Raw genomic sequence first — 22,060 nt, 5'->3', positions numbered from 1 at the left:
CGCAGTGTCCCCCGCTCAGCGCGACACCCCCGCCAGCAGACCACGGACCAGATAGCGTTGCAGGGCAAAGAACACGCAAAGCGGTGCGGCGATCGACACGAAGGCGCCGGCCGCCAACAGTTGCCAGTCCCCGCCGTGCGATCCCAGCAGGTTGAGGAGCCGCCCGGTCAGGACCAGCGTGTCGTCCTGTGGACCAAGAAAGACCAGCGCCACCAGAAGGTCGTTCCAGGTCCAGATGAACTGGAATACCGCGAACCCCGCGAGCGCCGGAAGCGTAAGCGGAAGCACGACCCGGCTGAAGATCACGAAATCGCCCGCGCCATCCATGCGGGCGGCCTCGATCATTGCCCCCGGCAGGGCACTCATGGCGTTGCGCAGGATGAAGATCGCCAGTGGCAGGCCGAAGCCAGTATGTGCAAGCCAAAGGCCGACGTAGCTTTTTGCTTCAAAACCAAATGCCTGTCCCGCAGAGTTGTAAAGCGTCAGCAGCGGGATGAGTGCCATTTGCAGGGGCACCGCCATCAGCACCACCACCGCCGAGACCAGCAGAGCGCGGCCCGGAAAGCGCATCCACGCCAGTGCATAGGCGGCGAAGCAGGCGATCACAGCGGGGATGACGGTCGAGGGGATCGCGACGGCGGCGGAGTTCAGAAACGACCGGCCCAGCCCCTCGGCGCCAAGCACGGTGACGTAGTTCCCAAGCGTGAGGCGCGGGCTAAGGCGGGCGCCGTAATAGATGCGCCGCCCACCCGCGTGCCCGCTTCTGTCTGAAACTGAGAATGCGCCATCCGCCGACACCGTCACTGTCCCCCCGCCGGAGAAACGGGCGACCTCCCCCGGAGCGAAGGCGACAGGGGCGCGGGGGGTGATGCCGAACCCGGTCACCCGCCCATCACCCGCAAGGACGCTACCGGTCAGTGTTGCGCCCAACAGCACGCCGGTCTCCTCCCCCCTGTCGGGCAGCCGGAAAGCGCGGGTTTCCTCAACGGGGGAAAATGCCGTCCACCAGCCCGACGCCGCGATCTGGTCCTTGTCGCGGAACGATGTCACGAAAAGGCCGACGACGGGCAGCGTACAGATCAGGACGAAAAGGGCAACGGCCAGATCTACCGCCCGACCGCGCATCTAACGCCCCTGGCCTTGTCCTCGCGCCCGGCAGAGCGTCCAGAAGACGACCGGCGCGACCAGCCCGATGAGCACCAGCGCTATCACGGCACCCTGCCCCAGGTGCCCGCCGCCCCGGAACATTCGGTCGAACATCAAATTTGCCAGAACCCCCGTATTCCATTGGCCGTTCGTCATGGCCAGAACGATGTCGAAGACCTTGAGCACCGCGAGCGTGATCGCGATCCAGACAACCGCGATCGTCCCCCGGATCTGCGGCACAACGATCCAGGCGAAGATCTGGAGGCCATTCGCACCGTCGAGCCGGGCGGCCTCCACCGTGTCCTTCCCGATCCCCCGCAGGGCCGCCGCGAGGATCACCATGGCGAAACCCGTTTGGACCCAGATCACGATCGCCATCAGGAAGAAGCTGTTCCAGAACGGCAAGGCGATCCAGGCCCTCGGTGTGCCCCCGAACGCGACGACCAGCGCGTTCAGGAGACCGGTCTGCGCAGCACCCTCGGGCCGGAAGTCGTAGACGAACCGCCAGACCACCGCGGCGCCGACGAAGGAAATCGCAACCGGCATCAGGATCAGGGTTCGCGCCGCCCCGCCCCAGCGCAGGCGCTCCGTCAGCGCGGCGGCCAGGAGCCCGAGCGCGGTCGAGGTCGCAGGCACGACGAGCAGCCACAGCAGGTTGTTCGCAAGCGCCCGCCGAACCCCGGGGTCGTGGAAGGCCCACGCGAAATTCGCGGCGCCGACGAAATCCTGGCCCGCGCGGTCGTGGAGCGCGAACCAGAGCGTGGCGAGGGCCGGATAGACCAGATAAAGCGCGAGCAGACCGAGCGCCGGCGCCAGAAACAGCCAAGGCGATAGCGCCGTCATGCGAACGCCAACCGCAACACGGTGCGTGCCGCCCGCGATTGGCGCCGCCCGGGCCTGCGTCAGGCCGACCCTTTGGCTATTCGCCATTGTCCCATTCCGCCTGTATGGCCCGGGCGACCTCGGCCGCGGGTTTGCCGCCGACATAATCGATCATCCCGGTCCAGAAGGCGCCGGTCCCAATCCACCCCGGCATCAGGTCGGAACCGTCGAAGCGGAAGGTGGTGGCGTTCAGCAGGATCTCGCCCTGCCGGCGGAGCGTCTCATTGGCATAGGCGCCGGGATTGGCGCCCTTGAACCCCGTCAGGAACCCCGTTTGCGCCATCCAGAGCTCATGTGCGATCGGGGTCTTTAACCAGTCGATGAAGGCGCGCGCGGCGCGCCCGTCCCGTGTGATCGTGGCCAGTGTCCCCGAACCCAGAACCGGCCTGCCAAGATCCGTGTCGGCATAGGGCGGAAAGTAAAAGAAATCGGCGTCCCGGCCCAGTTCGACCCCCTCCGGAAAGAACGAGGCGATGAAGGAGGCTTGGTGCATCAGGTAACACTTGGGCGGCACCGCAAATAGGCCCGCCGCACTGTCACGGAAATCGGTCGTTGCCACAGCGGTGGCGCCGCCATCGACGAAGGCGTGGTCACGGGCAAACCATCCGAAGTCCTCAATCGCCGCAACGATCGCGGGATCGTCGAAGCGCAGGGCGTTGGTGACCCAGCGGTCGTAAACCTCGACCGGCTGCGTGCGCAGCACCATCTCCTCGACCCAATCGGTCGCGGGCCAGCCTGTCGCGCCGCCCGATCCGAGGCCGATGCACCAGGGGGAAGCGCCCTCTGCCGCGATGCGCTCGGTGAGCGACTTGAGGTCCTCCATCGTTTCGGGCACCACATAGCCCGCATCGGCGAAGTTGTCGGGCACATACCAGACCAGCGACTTCAGATCACTGCGATAGGGGAGCGCGTAAAGCGCCGTGATCCCGTCCGGCCCCGTGGCAGAGCCAAGCCCGACCCAGCTTTCGCCCGCCGCGTAGTTTTCGCGCAGCCAGCCCGCGGTCTCCGCGCCAAGCGGCGAGAGGAAGCCCCGCGCGGCAAGTTCCCGGATAAGACCGGGCTGCGGCAGGATGGCGATATCGGGGGGCGATCCTGCCTGGGTGTCGATGACGATCTGCTGCTCATAGTTCTCGGAAGAGGCGTAGACTGCCTCCACTCCGGTCGCCGCGCGAAAGTAGGCCAGAACATTCTCGAAAAGCGCGCGGTCCTGCCCCCGCCACGGGCCGAAGATGGAAAGGCGTTCACCCTCAAGCCTGTGGCTTGCGGCGAACGCCTCATATCCCGCCCAATCGAAGCGCGCGTCCTCGTCCGGCGCGAAAATCAGGTTCTCCGCCACTGCTGGCGCGCTCATGGCCGCCATAAGCGCCACGGCGCAGGTCAGTCGTGTCATCATGCTTGGTCCCGGGCCCCTTGTCGCCACCGCGCCAAGACTTGCGCCGCGATTGGTGAACAAAGCGTTAACCACGCAGGCCTGCGCCCTGCGGCCGGGGTCCGGCAGCGGATCGGGTCAAGAAAGGCGCGCAGCGTCCTGGCAGAGCGGCATGAGCGCTTGCGGCCCACCCCGAAGGCGTCCTATCACGCTTGCAGATGCGTTGGACCGGGACCCCCGATGACGATTGCCCCCTTGATCCTCGCCGATGTCGGCGGCACCAATACGCGCGTAGCGCTGGCCCACGGTGGGCAGGTCGATCACGGCTCGATCCGGCGCTATCCGAATGCCGGGCGCCCGGGGCTGGAGCCGATCCTGAAGGAATATCTGGCGGAGATGGGCGTCGCGCACTGTGCCGGGGCCTGCGTCGCGGCCGCGGGGCCGGTCGAGGGCGGGCGCGCCGAGATGACAAACCTGTCCTGGATCATCGAGGGCGCCGGTGTTGCCGCAGCAACCGGTGCCGGGACGGTCGCGATCCTGAACGACCTTCAGGCGCAGGGCCATGCGCTGGGGCATCTCGCGCCCGGCGCGCTCCGATCCGTGCTTCGGGGGGAAGAGGCACCGGGGCAGACGCAGCTGGTCATCGGCGTCGGCACCGGTTTCAACGCGGCCCCTGTCTATGACACAGCCATCGGACGGCTGGTCGCGGCCTCTGAAAGCGGTCATGTGGGCCTGCCTGTGACGACGGCCGCCGACCTGCGGCTGGCGGGCCACGTCGGGCGCAAGCACGGCTTCGCGGGCATCGAGGAGGTGCTTTCGGGTCGCGGCCTGGAGCAGACCTTCGCCTGGGTGGCGGAGGAAGCGGGCAGCCCCCAGACCCGCAGCGCGTCCGAAATCATGGCCGGGATCGCGGCGGGCGACCCGCTGACCGAGGCCGCTGGGCGCGCCTTCGTGCGCATGCTGGGGATGGTCGCTGGAAACCTCGCGCTGACCTTCCTTCCTTTCGGCGGCATCTACCTGATTGGCGGCGTGGCGCGCGCCTTCGCCCCCTACCTCGCCCCCTTCGGGTTCGAAGCCGCCTTCCACGACAAGGGCCGGTTCTCAGGCTTCATGAGCCGTTTTCCGGTCAGCGTCGTCGAGGACGACTACGCCGCGCTGACCGGCTGCGCCGAGCATCTGGCGCATCTGATGGGGACGAGGGCCTAGCCCTCTCCGCGCAGGCGGCGGACGAGCCGCAGGGTCGATCCGTCCTTGCCCGCGCCGTCGCTTTCGCCCTTCAGCACAGGCTCCAGCGCCAGAGCAAGCTCCTTGCCCAGTTCCACGCCCCACTGGTCGAAGGAATTGATGCCAAGGATCACCCCCTCCACGAACACCCGGTGTTCATAAAGCGCGATGATCTGTCCCAGCACGAAGGGCGTCAGCTTCGGATAGACCAGCATGGTCGAGGGACGGTCGCCCGGGAAGACGCGGTGGCGCGCCTGACGTTCCAGTTCATCGCCGCTCAGACCCTTGGCCGCCATGATCGCGCGCGCCTGATCCAGCGAGCGCCCGCGCAAGAGCGCCTCGGCCTGGGCAAGGCAGTTCGCGGCCAGAAGCCGGTGTTGATGGGCGAGATCCGGTTCATGTCCCTGGGCGCCCAGAAGGAACTCACACGGGATTACCCGCGTGCCCTGGTGGATCAGCTGGTAGAACGCATGCTGGCCGTTCGTCCCCGGTTCGCCCCAGACGACGGGGCCGGAATTTTCGACCAGATCCGTGCCATCCATCGCGACCCGCTTGCCATTGCTCTCCATCTCCAACTGCTGAAGATAGGCGGGCAGCCGCGACAGGCGCTGTTCGTAGGGCAGGACGGCGCGGGACGCATGCCCGCAGATCTGGTTGTGCCAGATCCCGACCAGCGCCAGCATCACCGGCATGTTCTGCCCAAAAGGCGCGCTGCGGAAATGCGCGTCCATCGCCGCTCCGCCCTTCAGGAACTCCCTGAACCGTTCCGGCCCGATCGCGATCATCAGCGCAAGGCCCACCGGCCCCCACATCGAATAGCGCCCGCCGACCCAGTCCTCGAACCCGAAGACCCGACCGCCGTCGATACCGAAGGCGCTGGTACGGTCCAGCGCCGAGGAGACCGCCGCGAACTGCCGCCCCGTGTCGCTGACCTTCGAGGCCATCCAGCGCCGTGCGGCTTCCGCGTTGGTCATCGTCTCGATCGTCGTGAAGGTCTTGGAGGCGATGATGATCATCGTCGTTTCGGGGTCGAGCGGCGCCAGCACGTCATGCACATGCGCCCCGTCCACGTTCGACACGAAGTGAAGCCGGGGCCCGTCGCAATAGGGCGCGAGCGCCAGACAGGCCATCGCGGGGCCAAGGTCCGATCCTCCGATGCCGATGTTGACGACGTCGGTGATCCGCCCCCCCTGGCCACGCGCGCGGCCCGTGCGCAGGTCGCGGGCGAAAGCCTCCATCCGCCCCAAGGTCTCCCGCACGGGGGGCATGACATCCTGCCCGTCCACGATGACCGAGGCGTCCAGATTGCGCAGCGCGGTGTGCAGAACCGCCCGGCCCTCGGTCTCGTTGATCCGCGCACCGGAAAACATCGCCTCGCGCCGCGCGGCGACGTCGGCCCCTTCGGCCAACGCGATCAGAAGCGCGCGCCCGGACACGTCAATGTTCGTCTTGGAGTAATCGAAGAGGAGACCATCCGCATCCACCGAGAACGCCCCTGCGCGGGCGGGATCGTCGAACAGGGTCAGGATCGCGCGGTCGCGAACCTCGGCATGGTGGTGGCGCAGAGTGTCCCATCGATTCATGAGTGTTCCTTTCAGGGGGCCCAATGGACGGTCGCGGCATCGAGGACCGCGCGTACCGGCGCCTCTTCCGGCGGCAGGCTTTGTGCGCGCAAGAGCGCCTCGCGCTTCTCGGCGCCGGTGATCAGGATATGGGTGCACATCGCATCCGCCAGCACACGCGCCGAGAGCGTCACCCGAGGCTCCGCCGCGCCCGGCGCGCGCATCGGCACGAGGATCGGCGCGTCATCGGCCAGCGCGTCCTCCAGCCGGTCCGCACCGGGGAAGAGCGAGGCCGTGTGCATGTCCGCCCCCATGCCCAGAAGCAGGACCGAGATCGGCAGGCTGGGCTCGATCTCGGCCGCCAGCGTCTCGACCACATGCTCGGGCGAAGGCGCGTCGGCATAGAGCGGCAGCAAACGCGCCGCGGCGGCGCGGCCGGTCAGCAGCCGCTGCCGCAGAAGCCGGGCGTTTGACCGCTCACTTGTTTCGGGAACCCAGCGTTCATCGCTGGGAAAGACGGTGACCCGGTCCCAATCGAGCTTCACCGCGGAAAGAATATCGAAGACGGGCCCCGGCGTCGTGCCGCCAGCCGCGCAGAAGGAGGCCCAGTCGTTCTGTCGCAGCGCCGCCGAAAGCTCGCTTGCCAGAAGGTCGGCGACATCGAACATCATCAGTTCGCTGTCGGGATATTCGACGAGCTTCATTCGCGTATCTCCCGCCATCTTCGACCGTCGCGATGCAGAAGCATTAGCGCATCCTCCGGCCCCGAGGAACCCGGATCGTAGCCCCGGGGCTTGTCACCGCGCGCCTCCCATCCGGCAATGATCGGGTCGGTCCAGGCCCAGGCGGCCTCGACCTCATCCCCCCGCATGAAGAGCGTCTGATTGCCGCGGATCACATCCATGATCAGCCGCTCGTATGCATCCGGAATGTCGGTCCCGTCCTCGCCAAGCGCCTCGGCGAAGGACATGTCGAGCGGCACTTCGGTCAGGCGCATCCCGCCCGGCCCCGGCTCCTTGATCATGACCGACAGCGTCATGCCCTCATTCGGCTGCAACCGGATCGAGAGCACGTTTTCGCGCCAGCCCTCCTCCTCGCCGAAGATCGAATGGGGCACCTCCTTGAAGACGATGGCGATCTCAGAGGCCCGTGCGCGCAGCTTCTTGCCCGTGCGCAGGTAGAAGGGTGTCCCCTTCCAGCGCCAGTTGGCGATGTCCACCTTCAGCGCGATGTAGCTTTCGGTCCGGCTGTCCGGGTTTTCCGCATCCTCGCAATAAGACCCCGCCGTACCCTTGCCCGTGCCCCGATACTGGCCACGCACGATATCGTCGGGGCGCACGGGCTCAAGCGCGTGAATGACTTTCAGCTTCTCGTCCCGCACGGCGTCGGGATCGAAGCGGTAGGGTGCCTCCATCGCGATCAGGCAGAGCAGCTGCATCAGGTGGTTCTGGACCATGTCCCGCATGGCGCCGGACTTGTCGTAATAGGCGCCCCGCCCGCCCACACCCACGGTCTCGGCTACGGTGATCTGAACGTGGTCGATGTGACGGGCATTCCAGAGCGGCTCGAACAGGATATTGGCGAAGCGTACCGCCATCAGGTTCTGCACCGTTTCCTTACCCAGGTAGTGGTCGATGCGGTAGATCTGATGCTCTGTGAAATGCAGCGCCAGTGTCGCGTTGAGCTTCTGGGCGCTTTCAAGGTCGCGTCCGAAGGGTTTCTCGACCACGATGCGGCTTTCTGGCGAGGCAATCCCATGCTGGTGCAGCCGTTCGGCAAGCGCGCCGAAAAGCGCGGGCGCAACCGAGAAGTAGAAGGCCCGCACGACATCGTCCCGCATGAGCCCGGCCAGCGCAGCCCAGCCAACCTCGCCCTTGGCGTCGATCGCGACATAGTGCAGCCGCTCAAGGAACTGCGCGACCGCCTCCGTCTGCTTGGCGGCCTTGCCGCCGAATTCCATGATCGCGTCCTTCACGAAGGCGCGAAAACCCGTATCGTCGATCTCGGCCCGCGCGGCGCCGATAATGCGCGCGTCCTCGGGGATCTGACCCGCAAGGAAGCGGCGAAACAGGCCCGGCAATATCTTGCGCCGCGCCAGATCGCCGGTTCCGCCAAACACCACGAGATCGAAGCAATCGACCGGAATAACGCGCGAGACCATGACTTGCCTCCTCTCGACCGTTAGCGCTAACGGCCGGTTGAATACCCGCAACGCCGTACAAAGTCTAGCATTCCCTTGGGCGGTCGCAAACAGCGCTGACGGAAAGGTTCCGCTGTTGCGCGGCGCGCGCATTCAAAGACCGCCGGCCGGCAGGACAAAGCTTTGCCCGCTTGACGAAGCCGCGCGGCTGACATACCTGTCAACACGTTGCGGGTGTAGCTCAATGGTAGAGCAGAAGCTTCCCAAGCTTACGACGAGGGTTCGATTCCCTTCACCCGCTCCACGCCTGTGAAGTCCAGTTCAACTGCAACGACCACGGGGAGAGACCACCATGAAGAAAACCATTTTGACCGCCACCTTCCTGGCTGCGATGGCTGCGCCTGCGTTTGCGTCGCAATGCCCCGCGCTCATGGCTGAAATCGACGCCGCGATGGCGACGACGACGGCCGATGACGCGACCAAGGCCCAGGTGATGGAGCTTTACGAGAAGGGCAAGGCCGAGCACGAGAGCGGCGATCATGCCGCCTCGGAGGCGACGCTGGCCGAAGCGAAAGCGCTGCTCGGGCTCTGATCGCCCGCACCACGACGCCTGCCCACCGCGGGAGCTTTCCTTCCGCGACGAGAGTGCTTAGTCATGCCGAGAATCCCACGCAAAGGAGCAAGGCATGGCCGGGACCATCGAACGGATTGAAACCGAAACGCGGATGTCGAGCGCTGTCGTTCACGACGGCATCGTTTATCTTGCAGGCGTCGTCGGCGAAAACGGCGGCGACGTAACCCAGCAGACGAAGGACGCGCTGGCCGAGGTCGAGCGCCTTCTGGCGCTGGCAGGGTCCGACAAGACCCGCATCCTGCGTGCGCAGATCTGGATGGCCGACATGGCCGACTTCCCGGCCATGAACGCGGTCTGGGACGCTTGGGTCGCGCCCGGTCATGCCCCGGCGCGCGCCACCGGCGAATCGAAGCTCGCCACGCCCGACTACGGGGTCGAGATCATCATCACCGCCGCGCAGGGCTGATCCCCGCGCGGCGCAGGCCTCAGAGCGCCTCGGCCATCAGGCAGAGGATCTCGAACATCAGCGAGGCGCCGAGCCAGGCCGTGTTGCCCGATGGATCGAAGGGCGGCGAGACCTCTACCAGGTCCGCCCCCACGATCTTCAGCCCGCGCGCCTGGCGCAAGACCTCGATCGCCTCGAAGGCGCTCGGCCCGCCCCATTCGGGCGTGCCGGTGCCCGGCGCGATCGAAGGATCGACGAAGTCGATATCGTAGGACAGATAGGCGGGCTCAGTCCCCACGATCTCCCGCGCCTCTGCCATCACGTCGGCGACGCCACGGGCGTGGAACTCCTCGATCCGGACGATGCGGATGCCGTTCGCCTTGGCGAAATCGGTATCGACATTGTCATAGGTCGTGCCCCGGATGCCGATCTGGATCATCCGCTTGGGGTCCAGAAGCCCCTCCTCCACGCCGTTGCGGAACGGATTGCCGTGGGTCAGGGTCTTGCCCCCGAAATAGGCAGGGTAGAGGTCGGTATGGCTGTCGAAATGCAGAAGGCCCAGCGGCGCGTCGCGCGCGATGCCGCGCAGGACCGGCAGCGTGCAAAGGTGATCGCCCCCGCCAGACAGCGGCCGGATGCCCCGCGCCTTCAGCCCGGCAAAGAACGTCTCGAACCGCTGGAGCGTGTCGGGCCCGTCCACCGGGTTCGGACCCACATCCCCCAGGTCGGCGCAGCGCGCCAGTTCGAAGGGCCGCACCCCCGTCGCGCCGTTCTGCGCCCGAATCATGGTCGAGGCATCGCGCAGCGCCCGGGGCCCGTGGCGCGCGCCCGGACGGTTGGACACGCTCCCGTCCCAGGGCAGGCCAACAAGCCCGATCTGCACGTCGCCCGCGCGCGGATGGTCGAGCGGAACATTGGGAAGCCGCATGAAGGTCGGTATGCCGGCAAAGCGCGGCAGGTCCATACCGGAAACGGGTCTGAAGAACGTGTCGGACATCTGATACTCCCTTATCGAGGTGGGAGCTTAGACGGTTACGATGAAAGGTAAAGCCACGCTCAGGCGTCGAGCTCGGCGTCCCAATAGAGGAAGTCCATCCAGCTTTGGTGGAGATGGTTGGGCGGGAAGCGGCGGCCGACCTGCTGCATCTCCTCGGCGGTGGGCTGGCGCGGCGGGCGGCACAGCGACAGGCCCGATTGCCGCAAAAGCTTGTTGGCTTTCCTCAGGTTGCAGGGCGAACAGGCCGCCACGACATTCTCCCAACTGGTGATGCCGCCGCGCGATCGGGGCAAGACATGGTCGAATGTCAGCTCCCCCTTCGCGCCGCAGTACTGGCAACAGAACTCGTCCCGGAGAAAAAGATTGAAGCGCGTGAAGGCCACGCGCTTCTGGGGTCGGACGTATTCCTTCAGGACCACAACCGACGGTATTCGGAACGCCGCGCGCTGAGAGCGCACGACCTCCTCATATTCCGCGAGGATGATGACGCGATCCAGGAAGACCGCCTTGATCGCCTCCTGCCAGGGCCAGAGCGACAGCGGGTAGTAAGACAAGGGGCGGTAATCCGCGTTCAGGACCAGCGCCGGGTGGTGCCTGAGTACCGCAGGCTCACGGACGAAGCTCGTCCTGAAATCTTCCTGATGCGACTTGTCGAGCATTCCGGACTCCGTCTCGGCCCTGCCTGCCGTTCGGCCAACCGGGGCGGGAGCGCCCGCCCCTGCTTATCCACAACTATATATGGCGTCAAAAGCCATGCAAGCCCCGTCATCTGCGTCGCTTGCACGGAAAGTCATATCGGAGAAGAATGACAGCGCAATGACAGCGCCAAGCCCCATCGGAACCCTCGAATCCGCGCTATATGCTGAAGATCTCGGCGCGGCCGAAACCTTCTATGCCGAAATCCTGGGCTTGCGCGTCATCGCGCGGCAGCCGGATCGGCATGTCTTCTTCGCCGTGGGTGAGTCGCTCTTGCTCGTCTTCGACCCGCGCGCCACCGCCGCAGGGGCACCACCGGGCGCACGGCTTCCGGTTCCGGGCCACGGCGCAAGCGGCCCTGGCCACTATTGTTTCAAGGTAGATGCGGCCGCCTTGGACCGTTGGCGCGACCACCTTGAGGCGCATGACATCGCGATCGAGGCGGATTTCGCCTGGCCCAATGGTGCGCGGTCGATCTATGTCAGGGATCCGGCCGGAAACTCGGTCGAGTTCGCGCCAGCGTCTCTCTGGTTCTGATCCGTCAGCGGCGGGCGCGGGCCTTCACGCGGACAGGCTCGGGACGGCCTGCGGGGATCGCGAGCGCGGCGAGGAAAAGCGTGGCGGCGATCAGCGCGACAAGGGCCATCAAGGCAACTCCCATGACTTCGTTACCATCAAGTTAAGCGATCTACCGGCGGCTTCAAGCCCCCGGCAACCGATCCTTGAGAAAGGCGAGCGCGACCGACAACCCGTCAGGCGCGATGCCATGGCCCGTGCCCTTCATGACGTGACCGTAGGTTTCGAAACCCGCATCGGTCAGCGCACGTCCGGCGATGCCCATGTCCTCGAACGGGACCATCGGGTCCTGGTCGCCATGAACCAGAAGGACCGGCGGCTTTGAGAGCGCCTCGGCCGCGATCCGCTCCGGCTCCAGAAGCCGGCCGGAGAAGGCGACGATCCCGGCCACGGGTTCGGCCCGGCGCGGCAGGACGTGCAGCGCCATCATCGTCCCTTGCGAAAAACCGACGACCGCCAGTTGGTCGGGGCGCATCCCCTCCTCCGCGAGGCGCGCGTCTAGGAAGGCGTTGAGGTCATCGATGGACTGCGCGCGCCCGGCCAGCGCCTCGGCCTCGGACGAACCGTCGAGCCAGGGGATCGGGAACCATTGGCGCCCGAAGGGATTATTGCGGCACGGCTCCGGCGCGTCCGGCGCGATGAAGACCGTGTTGGGCATGTGGGGCGCAAGCGGGTCGGCCAGCCCCAGAAGGTCGCTGCCATCCGCCCCGTAGCCATGCAGGAAGACCACGAGCGCTCTCGGCTGTCCCGACTTCGCCCCCTTGCGACCGAACTTCATTTCGCGCGTCACCTCGTGCCCTCCCGGCTTTTGACATGCCGGTAGTAGGCCCAGAGCGCGCGCGCTGCAACCGCCCGCCAGGGCGACCAGGCCTCGGCCATGGCCCGCAACGCCTTTTCGCTTGGCCGCTCGGGCAGGTTGAACAGGTGGCGCGCGGCTTCCTGAAGCGCCAGGTCGCCGGGCGCGAAGACATCTGCGCGCCCGAGCGAGAACATCGCATAGATCTCCGCCGTCCAGCGCCCGATACCGGGCAAGGCCACGAGGGCAGAGATGACCTCGTCCGCCGGAAGCGCGCGCAGGGCGTCGTAGTCGATCCCGGCCCGCGACAGGACCCCTGCATAGCGAACCTTCTGCCGGGACAACCCACAGGCGCGCAAGGCATCGTCATCCGCCCTCGCCATCGCGGCTTCCTCGGTCAGGCCCGCGGCTTCCAGCCGCGCCCAGATCGCATTGGCCGAGGCGACCGAGACCTGCTGCGACACGATCGCGTCGAGGAGCGAGGCGAAACCGTCCGGCCTGAGCCTCAGCGGCAGCGGACCCGTGACCGAAAGGGCCGGTCCGAAAGCCGGCTCGCGCGCCGCCAGCCAGGCCGCGCCCTCGGCCAGACACTGCGGCCCGATGATGATCCGTTCGTTCATGCACAGCCCCTTTCGCCCGCCAAGGGAAGCGAATCCGCTTGCGGGACGCAAGGCCCCACACTACGCATTCGCCATGACCGATATGACCATCCCCCTGGCACCGGACGGCCGCACCCGCCGGAATATGCTGGTTCTGATCCTGGCACAGGCGATCCTTGGCGCCCAGATGCCGATGATCTTCACCATCGCGGGCCTTGCGGGGCAGTCGCTGAGCCCGAACCCCTGCTGGGCGACGCTTCCGATCACGATGATCGTGATGGGCTCGATGCTGAGCTCGACGCCGGTGTCGGCGCTGATGCAACGGCACGGGCGTCGCGCCGGCTTCTGGCTGGGCACGGCGGGCGGAATGGCGGGGGCGATCGTCGCCGGCGCGGGGCTTTACACCTCTTCGTTCCTGCTGTTCCTGGCCGGGTCGCTTCTGACCGGGCTCTATATGTCGGCGCAGGGCTTCTACCGCTTCGCGGCCGCCGACACGGCGAGCGAGGACTTTCGGCCCAAGGCCATTTCCTGGGTGATGGCGGGCGGGCTCGCCTCTGCCCTCGTCGGGCCGCAGCTGGTCAAGTTGACAGCAGATGCGCTGGTTGTGGGCTACCTTGGGACCTATGTCGCCGTGGTGGGCCTGAACCTTTTCGGGATGCTGCTGTTCCTCGCCCTCGATATCCCCACACCGCCACAGCCCCGGGGCCAGGGGCAAGTCGGGCGTTCGCGTCGGCAGATGCTGCGCGACCCCGTGATCCTGGTTGCCATCATCTGCGCGATGGTCAGCTATGCCCTGATGAACCTTGTGATGACCTCCACCCCCCTCGCGGTGGTGGGGTGCGGATTTGGAACCAACAGCGCCGCCGATGTGGTCAGCGCCCATGTTCTGGCGATGTATATCCCCGCGTTCTTCACCGGCCACCTGATCGCGCGCTTCGGTGTGAAACCGATCATCGGCATCGGGTTGTTCATCCTGGCCATGGCAGGTGCCGTGGCGCTTTCGGGGCTTGAGCTTTCGCACTTCTTCCTGGCGCTCGTGCTCTTGGGGGTCGGCTGGAACTTCGGCTTCATCGGGGCGACCACGCTGCTGACGACCACGCATTCGACCCAGGAAAAGGGCCGCCTGCAGGGGTTGAACGACCTGATGGTATTCGGCGGCGTCACCATGGCGTCGCTCTCATCGGGGGCGCTGATGAACTGTTCAGGTTCGGGGGTGGCGGCGGGCTGGCAGGCCGTCAACATCGCCATGGTGCCGTTCCTGGTGCTGGCGGGGGGATCGCTGATCTGGCTCGCGCTGCGGCCCCGCGATCTGTAACGGCCAAGGCCGGGGGTTTCACACCCCCGGACCCCCGTGGAGTATTTCCGCCAGACTGAAGAGGCGGAGATTACCAGCGCCCGCTGAGGGCCCTGAGCGCCAGGGTCGCGCGACGGCGGGCTTCAGACGTGGCCAAGCGGCCTTCGCCCACCGAAGCAGGATCGCGGGCCGCGCGCGCCAGAAGCGCATCGGCCTGCCAGCCCGTCAGCAGCGCCGGGACCGCCCGGGGCGGAACCAGGGCGCGGCGGGCGCGCGCTTTCGCGATGCCCTCACGCCCCATTTGCGCGAGATCGGCAACGGCGCGGGCGCGCCCATCGGGCAAGGGCCGGCGTCCGGCAGCCTCAAGCGCGGGGATGGCGCGCAGCCAGTTGGCCAGCCCCGCGCCCCAGGCGAAATCGCGCACCACCGCCTCGGCCGATGCGGGGGCGCCCAGAAGCCGGGCGGCCGCCCACATGACGTTGCCAGAGGTCGCGTCCAGATAGGCCGCGAGGTCCTCCGGCCCAGCGAAGGGATCGGGCCAGGCGTCGCGCCGCCGGGCTTCGGCGCCGCCCAGGATCAGGGACCGCAGAGCGGGATCGTCGCGCAGGACGGGGGCGATCGCAGCCAGGGCGGGCAGAGCCTCGCTCCCCGCCTCGATCGCGTCGATCCACCATTGCAGCCGCATCTCTGCCACCATCGGCTCGGCCGAGGCCCAGGGCGCGCGGGCGATCTCAAGGTTCAGCGCGTAAAGCGGCCAGAGGCGCGCGCGCGCGGCGGGTGGTGCGGCCATCGTCGCCGCAAAGCGATCCGGGTCGCCCTGTTCCACGGCGGCGGCAAGGGCCCCAAGGTTCATTCCGGCGCCACCACGCACAGCAGATAGGCGATGTGATCGGGTGCGGCGCGCCAGCGGGCGAATTCGGCCTCCGCCGCGTCCAGGACCGCTGCCAGATCCGGGCCCGCGCCGATCCTGAGTCGGGCCGCCCGCGCCATCAGCGGAAGATAGTAGTTCAGCCAGGCCCGACCGGTGATCACCCGTGTCGCGCGGGTCGCGAATCCGGCCCCCGCAATGCGGCGGCGCAGTTCCGCTTCGGTGCCCACCCCAGGATAGTCCGCCCAGAAGGCCGCGACCTCCGCCGAGGGCGGCGAGGAGAGGAAAACCGGCTCGGAGAAGACAATGGCGCCGCCCGGGGCCAGCGCCCCCCGCCAAAGCGGCAGCGCGGTCTCAAGCCCCAGGAAATAAAGCGAGCCCGCGCACCAGATCAGGTCGGCCGGACCCGTGATATCGCGCATATCGCCTTCGCGCGTGTTCACGCGCGGGCCGAAACACTCAAGGCGCGCGCGCGCCTCCTCGATGAAATGGGTGGTCAGGTCCACCGCCTCGATCTGTGCAAGCGGCAGCGCCTCCGCCAGGGTTTCGGTGTCGGCGCCCGGCCCGCAGCCCGCGTCGATGACGCGCGCGGGTTCGCCTACGACAGACAGGGCCCAAAGCACGTCCGACGCATCGCCCGGCCCCTGACGGGGAATGGCGCGGTGCAGTTCGAAGAACGCCTCGTCGGTCATGACGCCGCCGCGCCGTCGCGCACCAGCTTCCAGGTGATCGCGTCCAGCAGCGCCTCGAAGCTCGCGTCCACGATGTTCGGACTGACGCCGACGGTCGACCAGCGCCGCCCGGCGCTGTCCTCGCTGTCGATGATGACGCGGGTGACCGCCTCGGTCCCGCCTTGGGTGATGCGGACCTTGAAATCGACCAGCCGCAGGTCGTCAATACAGGCCTGATAGGGTCCCAGGTCCTTGGCCAGCGCCTTCGAGAGCGCGTTGACCGGGCCGCGATCGCTGCCCGTCTCATCCATGCTTTCGCTGACGGAAAGCATTTTTTCGCCGCCGATCTTCACGACCACCACGGCCTCGGACAGGGTGATCATGCGGTCGTACTTGTTCTTGCGGCGCTCGACAGTCACGCGGTAGCGCTTGACCTCGAAGAAGCGGGGCAGGATGCCAAGTTCCCGCCGCGCCAGAAGCTCGAACGAGGCCTGCGCGCCGTCGTAGGAATAACCCTGATCCTCGCGCGTCTTGACGGCATCCAGGATCCGGGCGAGCGCCGGGTCCTTCGGCCCGACCTCGATCCCCGCCGCGGCAAGACGCGCACGCAGGTTCGACTGCCCGGCCTGGTTCGACATCGGGATCACCCGCTCGTTGCCCACAGCGGCGGGGTCGATATGTTCATAGGTCGAGGGGTCCTTGAGGATCGCGCTCGCATGCAGACCGGCCTTGTGCGCGAAGGCCGACGCCCCGACATAGGGGGCGGAGCGCAGCGGCACCCGGTTCAGGATGTCGTCTAGAAGACGGGAGGCCTTGGTCAGCCCACGCAGCGCGCCCTCGCCCACGCCGATGTCATAGCGGCTACGGTAAGGGTCCTTGAGCAGAAGCGTCGGAATCAACGTGGTCAGGTTCGCGTTCCCGCAGCGTTCGCCGAGGCCGTTCAGCGTGCCCTGGATCTGGCGCGCACCCGCATCGACCGCCGCGAGGCTCGCGGCCACCGCGTTCCCGGTGTCGTCGTGGCAATGGATGCCCAGCCGGTCGCCGGGGACGCCCGCCGCGATGACCTCGCCGGTGATGCGCCCGACCTCGGCGGGCAGCGTGCCGCCATTGGTGTCGCACAGGACGATCCAGCGCGCCCCGGCCTCCGCCGCCGCGCGCAGGCAGTCGAGCGCATAGGCCGGGTTGGCCTTGTAGCCGTCAAAGAAATGCTCGGCGTCGAAAAGCGCCTCGCGGCCGCTCGCGACACAATGCGCGATCGAGGCGCCGATGCTTTCGAGGTTCTCCTCAAGCGTGATGCCAAGCGCGGTGGTGACGTGGAAGTCATGAGCCTTGCCGACCAGGCAGACCGCCGGGGTGCCCGCGTTCAGAACCGCGGCCAGAACGTCGTCGTTTTCCGCCGAACGCCCCGCGCGCTTGGTCATCCCGAAGGCCGTGAAGGCCGCGCGGGTCTGCGGGCGGCTCTCGAAGAAGTCGCTGTCGGTGGGGTTGGCGCCGGGCCAGCCGCCCTCAATGTAATCGACCCCCATGGCGTCGAGCGCCTGCGCGATCTGCCGCTTCTCCGCGACCGAGAACTGCACGCCCTGCGTCTGCTGCCCGTCCCGCAGTGTCGTGTCGTAGAGGTAGAGGCGCTCACGGGTCATTTGAGCGCCTCTAGCTTGGCGGGGTCTGCATGCTCCGTGGGCGTAATCTCTACCCCGGCTTTACTAATCTTCACCTCGTATCCGGCAGCAATCACTGCATCGCGAATACGGTCAGAGGTTGCATAATCCTTCGCTTCCCGCGCCTGCACGATCTTTGCGGCGATCGGGTCCAGAACCTTGTTGTAAATTGTAAGAGGCACGAACATGACGTGTTGTTTCTTGTAGTCCCAGGCAACCTCAGGCGTCAGCAATCCAACGAGTTCTGCCGAGGCTTTCAACGCCCCATGATCCCCTTGTCTGAAAAGCCGCCTCAACTCCGTGAGTACGCCATGTGTGTTGAGGTCGTTGCTCAAAGCCAAGAGCGTGTCCACGGTAACCTCTGAGGCGTCGACGGTGTCGGTAACAGTCCGCCATTGCGCAAGCTCTGTCTCCGCCTGCCGAGCCTTCTCCTCTGTCCAATCCATCGGCTTCGAATAATGGGTGGAGAGGAACACGAAGCGGATCACCTCGCCGGGGATGCCCTTGTCCAGAAGGTCCCGCACGGTGAAGAAGTTGCCGAGGGATTTCGACATCTTCTTGCCCTCGACCTGGAGCATCTCGTTATGCATCCAGACGCGGGCGAAAGACCCCTCGGGGTGGGCGCAGGCGGATTGGGCGATCTCGTTCTCGTGGTGGGGGAATTGCAGGTCGATGCCGCCGCCGTGGATGTCGAAGCTGTCGCCCAAGAGTTCGTGGCTCATGGCCGAGCATTCGATGTGCCAGCCCGGCCGCCCCCGGCCATTGTTGGGGCCCCAGGGGCTGTCCCAGCCCGGCAGGTCGTCGGTGGAGGGCTTCCACAGCACGAAGTCCATCGGGTCTTCCTTGAAGGGCGCGACCTCGACCCGCGCGCCCGCGATCATGTCGTCAACCGACCGGCCGGAGAGCTTGCCGTAGTCCTTGTAGGATCGCACGCGGAAGAGAACATGCCCTTCCTTCTCATAGGCATGGCCGCTCGCGATCAGGTCCTGGATCATCGCGATCATGGCGCCGATCCACTCGGTCGCGCGCGGCTCCATCGTTGGGCGCATCGCGCCGAGCGCGTCCATGTCCTCGTGATACCAGCGGATCGTCTCCTCGGTCCGCTCGCGGATCAGTTCCTCCAGCGTGCGGGGATCGCCCAGCGACTTGCGCCGCTGCGCCTCGGCGTTGATCTTGTCGTCCACGTCGGTGAAGTTGCGCACATAGGTCACTTGGTCGGCGCCGTAGACATGGCGCAAGAGCCGGAAGAGCACGTCGAACACGATCACGGGACGGGCATTGCCCAGGTGCGCCCGGTCATAGACGGTAGGCCCGCAGACATACATCCGCACATCTCGCGGGTCGATCGGGACGAAGTCCTCTTTGGTGCGGGTCTTCGTATTGGTGAGCCTGATGGTCGTCATGCCAGTTCCTTCACGCGCAGGGCGTCCCGCGGCGGGCATAACGTGTTCTCTTTGAGTTGAAAACAGGGAACCGCCCGCCTGACGATGTCAGCCGGTAATGCAAATCGTGCAGCAGGTTGCGGTCCGTCTCATGCGCCCTGCCTATCGCATTCCGCCCGGCCTGCCAAGCGCCGATCTGCCGCCAGCCCTTGCGCTCGGCCAGCTTCCATGATCGGCTGCGCGCCGATTGACGGAGGCCTGTATGAAGTTAGCAGAACGTGTTTCGCATATGTCCGGCGGCGGGTCCGACGGGTGGGAGATCTATTACCGCGCCCGCGCGCTCAGGGCGCAGGGTGAGGCGGTCGTCAACCTGACGATCGGCGAACATGACGTGCGCACCGATCCCGCCATCCTGGACGCGATGCATGCCAGCGCCCGGGCGGGCAACACGGGCTATACGATCGGCGCGGGCAAGCCCGAACTGCGCCGCGCCATCGCCGAGCGGGTGGCGGCGCGCACCGGCGTTCCGACCGGGCCCGAAAACGTGGTCGTCACCCCCGGCGGGCAGGCGGCGCTTTTCGCGGCCCATATGGTCACGCTCGACGCGGGCGCGCGCGGGCTTTACTGCGACCCATATTATGCCACCTACCCCGCCACGATCCGCGCCACCGGCGCAATCGACGTGGCCGTGCCAACCCGGCCCGAGGTTGGGTTCCAACCCAAACCCGCCGCCATCGACGCGCGCGCCGAGGGTGCACGAACCCTGCTTATCAACACGCCCAACAACCCGACCGGGGCGGTCTATTCGCGCGCCACGCTCGACGGGATTGCCGAAGTGGTGCGGGACCGCGACCTGTGGCTGATCTCGGACGAGGTCTATGACACGCAGATCTGGGCGGGAGACCACATCACCCCGCGCGCACTTCCGGGAATGGCGGAACGCACGCTGGTCGTGGGGTCGCTGTCGAAAAGCCACGCGATGACCGGCTCCCGCATCGGCTGGCTCGTCGCACCGGAGGAGGTCGTGACCGCCGTCTCGGACCTTGCAACGAACACGACATACGGCATTCCAGGTTTCATCATGGATGCGGGCCTGAACGCATTGTCCCTGGGTGCTGGGTTCGAAGCTGATATCGGCCAGCCCTTCCGGCGCCGGCGCCAGATCGCGCTGGATACCTTCGCGCGGTCGAACAAGTTCCGACTGGTACCCTCCGGCGGGGGGATGTTCGTGATGCTGGATGTCCGGGCAACGGGCCTGTCCGGGATCGGCTTTGCCGAAAGGCTGATCGAGGCCGAACGGATCGCCGTCATGCCGGGCGAAAGCTTCGGGACCGCTGCGGCCGGTCATATCCGCATCGCAATGACCGTTGCCGATGAAGCCTTCGCGGAGGCGCTGGCGCGGCTTCTGGCCTTCGCCGAAGCCCAGACCGTCGCCGCGTGACCCCGAAACGCAGACCGCCCAACGAAAAGGCCCGGCCAAAAGGCTGGGCCTTTCAACATGTGCTTGCGGCTCAGCCGCCCAGGCGCTGAAACTCATCCCGCGGGTCGGGGCCGATGCCGAACCAGCCGCGGAAGGTGTCCACCAGATGCGCCGTGATCTGCGATCGCTGCGTCTCTCCACGCGCGCGGGCTTGCTTCATCTCTTCCCCGGCGTAAGCGGGAAGCGCCGCCTCGATGAACTTCGGACCGTAAAGGACTGCGCCGGAGCGTGCGTCAACGACCTGGGCGGTAAATTCGATGTTGTGAACACCGGCGTTCGACAGGCGCGTCTCCGCCTCGAAGGTCAGGGCGTGGAAGCGCGCCAGCGTGATGTCGAGGATCACCGGCTGGCCTCCCTTCAGCCCGCGCCCGGCGACCTGCGCCGCGTTGCGGATGATCGCGGCCACCTGCGCCTTGCGGTCGCCTTCGGGGTCTTCGCGCCAGACGATGTCGGCGTGGGGGAAAAGCGACTTCGCCTCCGACACCACCAGCTCGTCGGGCACGCTCACCCGCACATCGGCCAAGCGCCAGGACTGCGCCAGATCCGCGGAGACCGGAGCATCATAACGGGTGTAGAACGAAGAGGCGCAGCCGCCGACAAACAGGGCCGCAGCGACCATCACGCCACGCATCATATTACGCTTAAAGCTCACTTTACGCTCCAAAATTGAACCAACGCTCAGAATTGCTAACATGAAAACATCGGCAAAAGTTCGACTGCGCGGACAAAAACCCTGGGCTTTGATCAGAATGCAACAATCGGCGACACCTTGACGCGACCGGATGCCGTGCGATGCTTCTGTTGCCCCCAGCGGAGTTTCCCATGTCCCGCCTCATTATCCTGCTGACCCTTTGCCTCGCTTTCGCGGCCGGACCGTCCGCAAGCCAGACCTATCCCGAATATACTGACCTTTTCGTAAACGACCTTGCCGAGGTGCTGGCCCCAGATACCGAGGACCGTCTGCGCACCACGCTTTCACATCTGAAGGAGGAAACGGGGGTCGAGGCGACGGTTCTGACGCTCGCCTCGCGCGAACCCTATGCACCGGGCACGACGCTTGAGGACTTCGCAACGGGCCTCTTCAATGCCTGGGGGATCGGGCTAGCCGAGCGCAACGACGGGATCCTGGTCATGGTCCTCACTGACGACCGGGAAATGCGGGTGGAGCTTGGCGCCGCCTACAGCCAGGATTTCGACACGATCGCGCAGGACATCGTGACACGGTCCTTCCTGCCCTCTTTCCGCGATGGCGACTATGGGACCGGGATCGAGCAGGGCGTCGCCGAGCTCGACACGCGGATCGCACGGCGCCGGGCGGCCGGCCTCGCGCCGTTGCCGTTGCCGGCGGCACCCTTTGACTTTGCCGCTCTCATCCCGATCGCGGCGGTCGCGGCCTTCGGCTTTGCGTTGTTCCGCAACCGTCTTGGTGACTGGTCGCAGCGCTGGCGGACCTGCCCGGGCTGCGGGCGCCGCGGCCTAAGACGCGCGCGCCGCACGCTCTTTCCCGCCACGATCAACAGTCGGGGCAAGGAACGCGTGGAAACCGATTGCCCGAATTGCGGCTGGCACGATGAACGCGACAGGTCGATTTCCCGGCTGTCGCGCGGCCGCAAGGGCTCGGGCGGCTCCTTCGGCGGCGGGCGGTCTTCCGGCGGGGGCGCCAGCGGGCGGTGGTAGTAGGTGCATGGCGGGCGGGGACAA

General features: G+C 66.6%; 22 protein-coding genes and 1 tRNA gene. 8 read left to right on the top strand and 15 right to left on the bottom strand.

Going from position 1 to position 22,060, the window contains the following annotated elements; translation table 11 throughout:
• Nucleotides 1-15 precede the first annotated feature (15 nt).
• The 3 genes from OE647_RS06345 to OE647_RS06335 are packed head-to-tail and all read right to left on the bottom strand — an operon-like array spanning nucleotide 16 to nucleotide 3,421.
• Entirely contained in the window at nucleotides 16-1,125 is a 1,110-nt protein-coding gene (locus OE647_RS06345) for a carbohydrate ABC transporter permease (protein ID WP_263720877.1), read from the bottom strand.
• Nucleotides 1,126-2,076, bottom strand: a complete 951-nt coding sequence (locus OE647_RS06340; protein ID WP_263720875.1) for a carbohydrate ABC transporter permease — start codon at nucleotides 2,074-2,076, stop codon at nucleotides 1,126-1,128.
• On the bottom strand, nucleotides 2,066-3,421 hold the full coding sequence (locus OE647_RS06335; protein WP_263720874.1) for an ABC transporter substrate-binding protein: 1,356 nt from the start codon (nucleotides 3,419-3,421) through the stop codon (nucleotides 2,066-2,068). Before OE647_RS06335 ends, OE647_RS06340 begins: the two co-directional genes overlap by 11 nt.
• Before the next feature lie 216 nt (nucleotides 3,422-3,637).
• On the opposite strand from OE647_RS06335, the gene OE647_RS06330 reads away from it, so the two are divergent.
• Nucleotides 3,638-4,603, top strand: a complete 966-nt coding sequence (locus tag OE647_RS06330; RefSeq protein WP_263720873.1) for a glucokinase — start codon at nucleotides 3,638-3,640, stop codon at nucleotides 4,601-4,603.
• Here the strand turns inward: OE647_RS06330 and pgi are convergent.
• Genes pgi through zwf form a run of 3 tightly spaced genes read right to left on the bottom strand, consistent with a single transcriptional unit; the run spans nucleotide 4,600 to nucleotide 8,344 of the window.
• Nucleotides 4,600-6,204, bottom strand: coding sequence for a glucose-6-phosphate isomerase (pgi, locus tag OE647_RS06325; RefSeq protein ID WP_263720871.1), 1,605 nt, complete (start codon nucleotides 6,202-6,204; stop codon nucleotides 4,600-4,602). The two genes, OE647_RS06330 and pgi, sit on opposite strands and share 4 nt — an antisense overlap.
• 11 nt (nucleotides 6,205-6,215) lie before the next feature.
• Nucleotides 6,216-6,887, bottom strand: a complete 672-nt coding sequence (gene pgl, locus OE647_RS06320) for a 6-phosphogluconolactonase (protein ID WP_263720869.1) — start codon at nucleotides 6,885-6,887, stop codon at nucleotides 6,216-6,218.
• The gene (gene zwf / locus OE647_RS06315) at nucleotides 6,884-8,344 is read right to left on the bottom strand and encodes a glucose-6-phosphate dehydrogenase (RefSeq protein WP_263720867.1); all 1,461 of its coding nucleotides are present in this window, start codon (nucleotides 8,342-8,344) and stop codon (nucleotides 6,884-6,886) included. The genes pgl and zwf overlap by 4 nt, the downstream gene beginning before the upstream one ends.
• 209 nt (nucleotides 8,345-8,553) lie before the next feature.
• Here zwf and OE647_RS06310 point away from each other — a divergent pair.
• The 3 genes from OE647_RS06310 (at nucleotide 8,554) to OE647_RS06300 (ending at nucleotide 9,363) form a co-directional block, all read left to right on the top strand.
• Nucleotides 8,554-8,627 (top strand) — tRNA-Gly (locus OE647_RS06310).
• A 48-nt stretch (nucleotides 8,628-8,675) separates the two neighbouring features.
• Complete coding sequence (locus OE647_RS06305; RefSeq protein ID WP_263720865.1) at nucleotides 8,676-8,915, top strand: hypothetical protein; 240 nt, start codon at nucleotides 8,676-8,678, stop codon at nucleotides 8,913-8,915.
• A gap of 94 nt (nucleotides 8,916-9,009) precedes the next feature.
• Nucleotides 9,010-9,363, top strand: a complete 354-nt coding sequence (locus OE647_RS06300) for a RidA family protein (RefSeq protein ID WP_263720863.1) — start codon at nucleotides 9,010-9,012, stop codon at nucleotides 9,361-9,363.
• Nucleotides 9,364-9,382: 19 nt separating this feature from the next.
• Here OE647_RS06300 and OE647_RS06295 read toward each other — a convergent pair whose 3' ends face one another.
• The gene (locus OE647_RS06295; protein ID WP_263720862.1) at nucleotides 9,383-10,339 is read right to left on the bottom strand and encodes an agmatinase; all 957 of its coding nucleotides are present in this window, start codon (nucleotides 10,337-10,339) and stop codon (nucleotides 9,383-9,385) included.
• A 59-nt stretch (nucleotides 10,340-10,398) separates the two neighbouring features.
• On the bottom strand, nucleotides 10,399-10,998 hold the full coding sequence (locus tag OE647_RS06290) for an HNH endonuclease (RefSeq protein WP_263720860.1): 600 nt from the start codon (nucleotides 10,996-10,998) through the stop codon (nucleotides 10,399-10,401).
• A gap of 157 nt (nucleotides 10,999-11,155) precedes the next feature.
• Here OE647_RS06290 and OE647_RS06285 point away from each other — a divergent pair, with 157 nt between their 5' ends.
• Nucleotides 11,156-11,572, top strand: a complete 417-nt coding sequence (locus tag OE647_RS06285) for a VOC family protein (RefSeq protein ID WP_263720858.1) — start codon at nucleotides 11,156-11,158, stop codon at nucleotides 11,570-11,572.
• Between the two features lie 163 nt (nucleotides 11,573-11,735).
• On the opposite strand, the gene OE647_RS06280 is transcribed toward OE647_RS06285, so the two are convergent.
• Nucleotides 11,736-12,401: an alpha/beta hydrolase gene (locus OE647_RS06280; RefSeq protein WP_263720856.1), complete on the bottom strand. Its 666-nt coding sequence runs from the start codon at nucleotides 12,399-12,401 to the stop codon at nucleotides 11,736-11,738.
• Nucleotides 12,398-13,027 carry a DNA-3-methyladenine glycosylase family protein gene (locus OE647_RS06275; RefSeq protein ID WP_263720854.1) on the bottom strand — a complete coding sequence of 210 codons (630 nt, stop codon included), beginning with the start codon at nucleotides 13,025-13,027 and terminating at the stop codon, nucleotides 12,398-12,400. Before OE647_RS06275 ends, OE647_RS06280 begins: the two co-directional genes overlap by 4 nt.
• Nucleotides 13,028-13,100: 73 nt before the next feature.
• On the opposite strand from OE647_RS06275, the gene OE647_RS06270 reads away from it, so the two are divergent.
• The gene (locus OE647_RS06270) at nucleotides 13,101-14,321 is read left to right on the top strand and encodes an MFS transporter (RefSeq protein WP_263720852.1); all 1,221 of its coding nucleotides are present in this window, start codon (nucleotides 13,101-13,103) and stop codon (nucleotides 14,319-14,321) included.
• Nucleotides 14,322-14,391: 70 nt separating this feature from the next.
• Here the strand turns inward: OE647_RS06270 and OE647_RS06265 are convergent, their stop codons facing one another.
• The 4 genes from OE647_RS06265 to cysS are packed head-to-tail and all read right to left on the bottom strand — an operon-like array spanning nucleotide 14,392 to nucleotide 18,900.
• Nucleotides 14,392-15,153 carry a squalene/phytoene synthase family protein gene (locus tag OE647_RS06265; RefSeq protein ID WP_263720850.1) on the bottom strand — a complete coding sequence of 254 codons (762 nt, stop codon included), beginning with the start codon at nucleotides 15,151-15,153 and terminating at the stop codon, nucleotides 14,392-14,394.
• Complete coding sequence (locus tag OE647_RS06260) at nucleotides 15,150-15,860, bottom strand: class I SAM-dependent methyltransferase (RefSeq protein ID WP_263720848.1); 711 nt, start codon at nucleotides 15,858-15,860, stop codon at nucleotides 15,150-15,152. Before OE647_RS06260 ends, OE647_RS06265 begins: the two co-directional genes overlap by 4 nt.
• The gene (gene cimA / locus OE647_RS06255; RefSeq protein WP_263720847.1) at nucleotides 15,857-17,479 is read right to left on the bottom strand and encodes a citramalate synthase; all 1,623 of its coding nucleotides are present in this window, start codon (nucleotides 17,477-17,479) and stop codon (nucleotides 15,857-15,859) included. The genes OE647_RS06260 and cimA overlap by 4 nt, the downstream gene beginning before the upstream one ends.
• Nucleotides 17,476-18,900, bottom strand: coding sequence for a cysteine--tRNA ligase (gene cysS, locus OE647_RS06250; RefSeq protein WP_263720846.1), 1,425 nt, complete (start codon nucleotides 18,898-18,900; stop codon nucleotides 17,476-17,478). Before cysS ends, cimA begins: the two co-directional genes overlap by 4 nt.
• 241 nt (nucleotides 18,901-19,141) lie before the next feature.
• Here cysS and OE647_RS06245 point away from each other — a divergent pair, with 241 nt between their 5' ends.
• The gene (locus tag OE647_RS06245) at nucleotides 19,142-20,320 is read left to right on the top strand and encodes a pyridoxal phosphate-dependent aminotransferase (RefSeq protein ID WP_263720845.1); all 1,179 of its coding nucleotides are present in this window, start codon (nucleotides 19,142-19,144) and stop codon (nucleotides 20,318-20,320) included.
• A gap of 70 nt (nucleotides 20,321-20,390) precedes the next feature.
• Here OE647_RS06245 and OE647_RS06240 read toward each other — a convergent pair whose 3' ends face one another.
• Nucleotides 20,391-21,011 carry a DUF6778 family protein gene (locus OE647_RS06240; RefSeq protein WP_263720844.1) on the bottom strand — a complete coding sequence of 207 codons (621 nt, stop codon included), beginning with the start codon at nucleotides 21,009-21,011 and terminating at the stop codon, nucleotides 20,391-20,393.
• A gap of 170 nt (nucleotides 21,012-21,181) precedes the next feature.
• On the opposite strand from OE647_RS06240, the gene OE647_RS06235 reads away from it, so the two are divergent.
• Nucleotides 21,182-22,036, top strand: a complete 855-nt coding sequence (locus tag OE647_RS06235; protein WP_263720843.1) for a TPM domain-containing protein — start codon at nucleotides 21,182-21,184, stop codon at nucleotides 22,034-22,036.
• Nucleotides 22,037-22,060 lie beyond the last annotated feature (24 nt).

Origin of the sequence: Albidovulum sediminicola, from assembly GCF_025751575.1 — a bacterium.
In the GTDB taxonomy this organism is placed as follows: Bacteria; Pseudomonadota; Alphaproteobacteria; order Rhodobacterales; family Rhodobacteraceae; genus Albidovulum; species Albidovulum sediminicola.
The sequence above is the reverse complement of the archived record's forward strand: the minus strand, read 5'-3'. Positions and strand labels throughout refer to the sequence as shown.

Excerpts from the sequence above, each read along its gene's own strand:
- OE647_RS06345 (WP_263720877.1), bottom strand. The coding sequence starts at position 1,125 with ATGCGCGGTCGGGCGGTAGATCTGGCCGTTGCCCTTTTCGTCCTGATC.
- OE647_RS06340 (WP_263720875.1), bottom strand. The coding sequence starts at position 2,076 with ATGGCGAATAGCCAAAGGGTCGGCCTGACGCAGGCCCGGGCGGCGCCA.
- OE647_RS06335 (WP_263720874.1), bottom strand. The coding sequence starts at position 3,421 with ATGATGACACGACTGACCTGCGCCGTGGCGCTTATGGCGGCCATGAGC.
- OE647_RS06330 (WP_263720873.1), top strand. The coding sequence starts at position 3,638 with ATGACGATTGCCCCCTTGATCCTCGCCGATGTCGGCGGCACCAATACG.
- pgi (WP_263720871.1), bottom strand. The coding sequence starts at position 6,204 with ATGAATCGATGGGACACTCTGCGCCACCACCATGCCGAGGTTCGCGAC.
- pgl (WP_263720869.1), bottom strand. The coding sequence starts at position 6,887 with ATGAAGCTCGTCGAATATCCCGACAGCGAACTGATGATGTTCGATGTC.
- zwf (WP_263720867.1), bottom strand. The coding sequence starts at position 8,344 with ATGGTCTCGCGCGTTATTCCGGTCGATTGCTTCGATCTCGTGGTGTTT.
- OE647_RS06305 (WP_263720865.1), top strand. The coding sequence starts at position 8,676 with ATGAAGAAAACCATTTTGACCGCCACCTTCCTGGCTGCGATGGCTGCG.
- OE647_RS06300 (WP_263720863.1), top strand. The coding sequence starts at position 9,010 with ATGGCCGGGACCATCGAACGGATTGAAACCGAAACGCGGATGTCGAGC.
- OE647_RS06295 (WP_263720862.1), bottom strand. The coding sequence starts at position 10,339 with ATGTCCGACACGTTCTTCAGACCCGTTTCCGGTATGGACCTGCCGCGC.
- OE647_RS06290 (WP_263720860.1), bottom strand. The coding sequence starts at position 10,998 with ATGCTCGACAAGTCGCATCAGGAAGATTTCAGGACGAGCTTCGTCCGT.
- OE647_RS06285 (WP_263720858.1), top strand. The coding sequence starts at position 11,156 with ATGACAGCGCCAAGCCCCATCGGAACCCTCGAATCCGCGCTATATGCT.
- OE647_RS06275 (WP_263720854.1), bottom strand. The coding sequence starts at position 13,027 with ATGAACGAACGGATCATCATCGGGCCGCAGTGTCTGGCCGAGGGCGCG.
- OE647_RS06270 (WP_263720852.1), top strand. The coding sequence starts at position 13,101 with ATGACCGATATGACCATCCCCCTGGCACCGGACGGCCGCACCCGCCGG.
- OE647_RS06265 (WP_263720850.1), bottom strand. The coding sequence starts at position 15,153 with ATGAACCTTGGGGCCCTTGCCGCCGCCGTGGAACAGGGCGACCCGGAT.
- OE647_RS06260 (WP_263720848.1), bottom strand. The coding sequence starts at position 15,860 with ATGACCGACGAGGCGTTCTTCGAACTGCACCGCGCCATTCCCCGTCAG.
- cimA (WP_263720847.1), bottom strand. The coding sequence starts at position 17,479 with ATGACCCGTGAGCGCCTCTACCTCTACGACACGACACTGCGGGACGGG.
- cysS (WP_263720846.1), bottom strand. The coding sequence starts at position 18,900 with ATGACGACCATCAGGCTCACCAATACGAAGACCCGCACCAAAGAGGAC.
- OE647_RS06245 (WP_263720845.1), top strand. The coding sequence starts at position 19,142 with ATGAAGTTAGCAGAACGTGTTTCGCATATGTCCGGCGGCGGGTCCGAC.
- OE647_RS06235 (WP_263720843.1), top strand. The coding sequence starts at position 21,182 with ATGTCCCGCCTCATTATCCTGCTGACCCTTTGCCTCGCTTTCGCGGCC.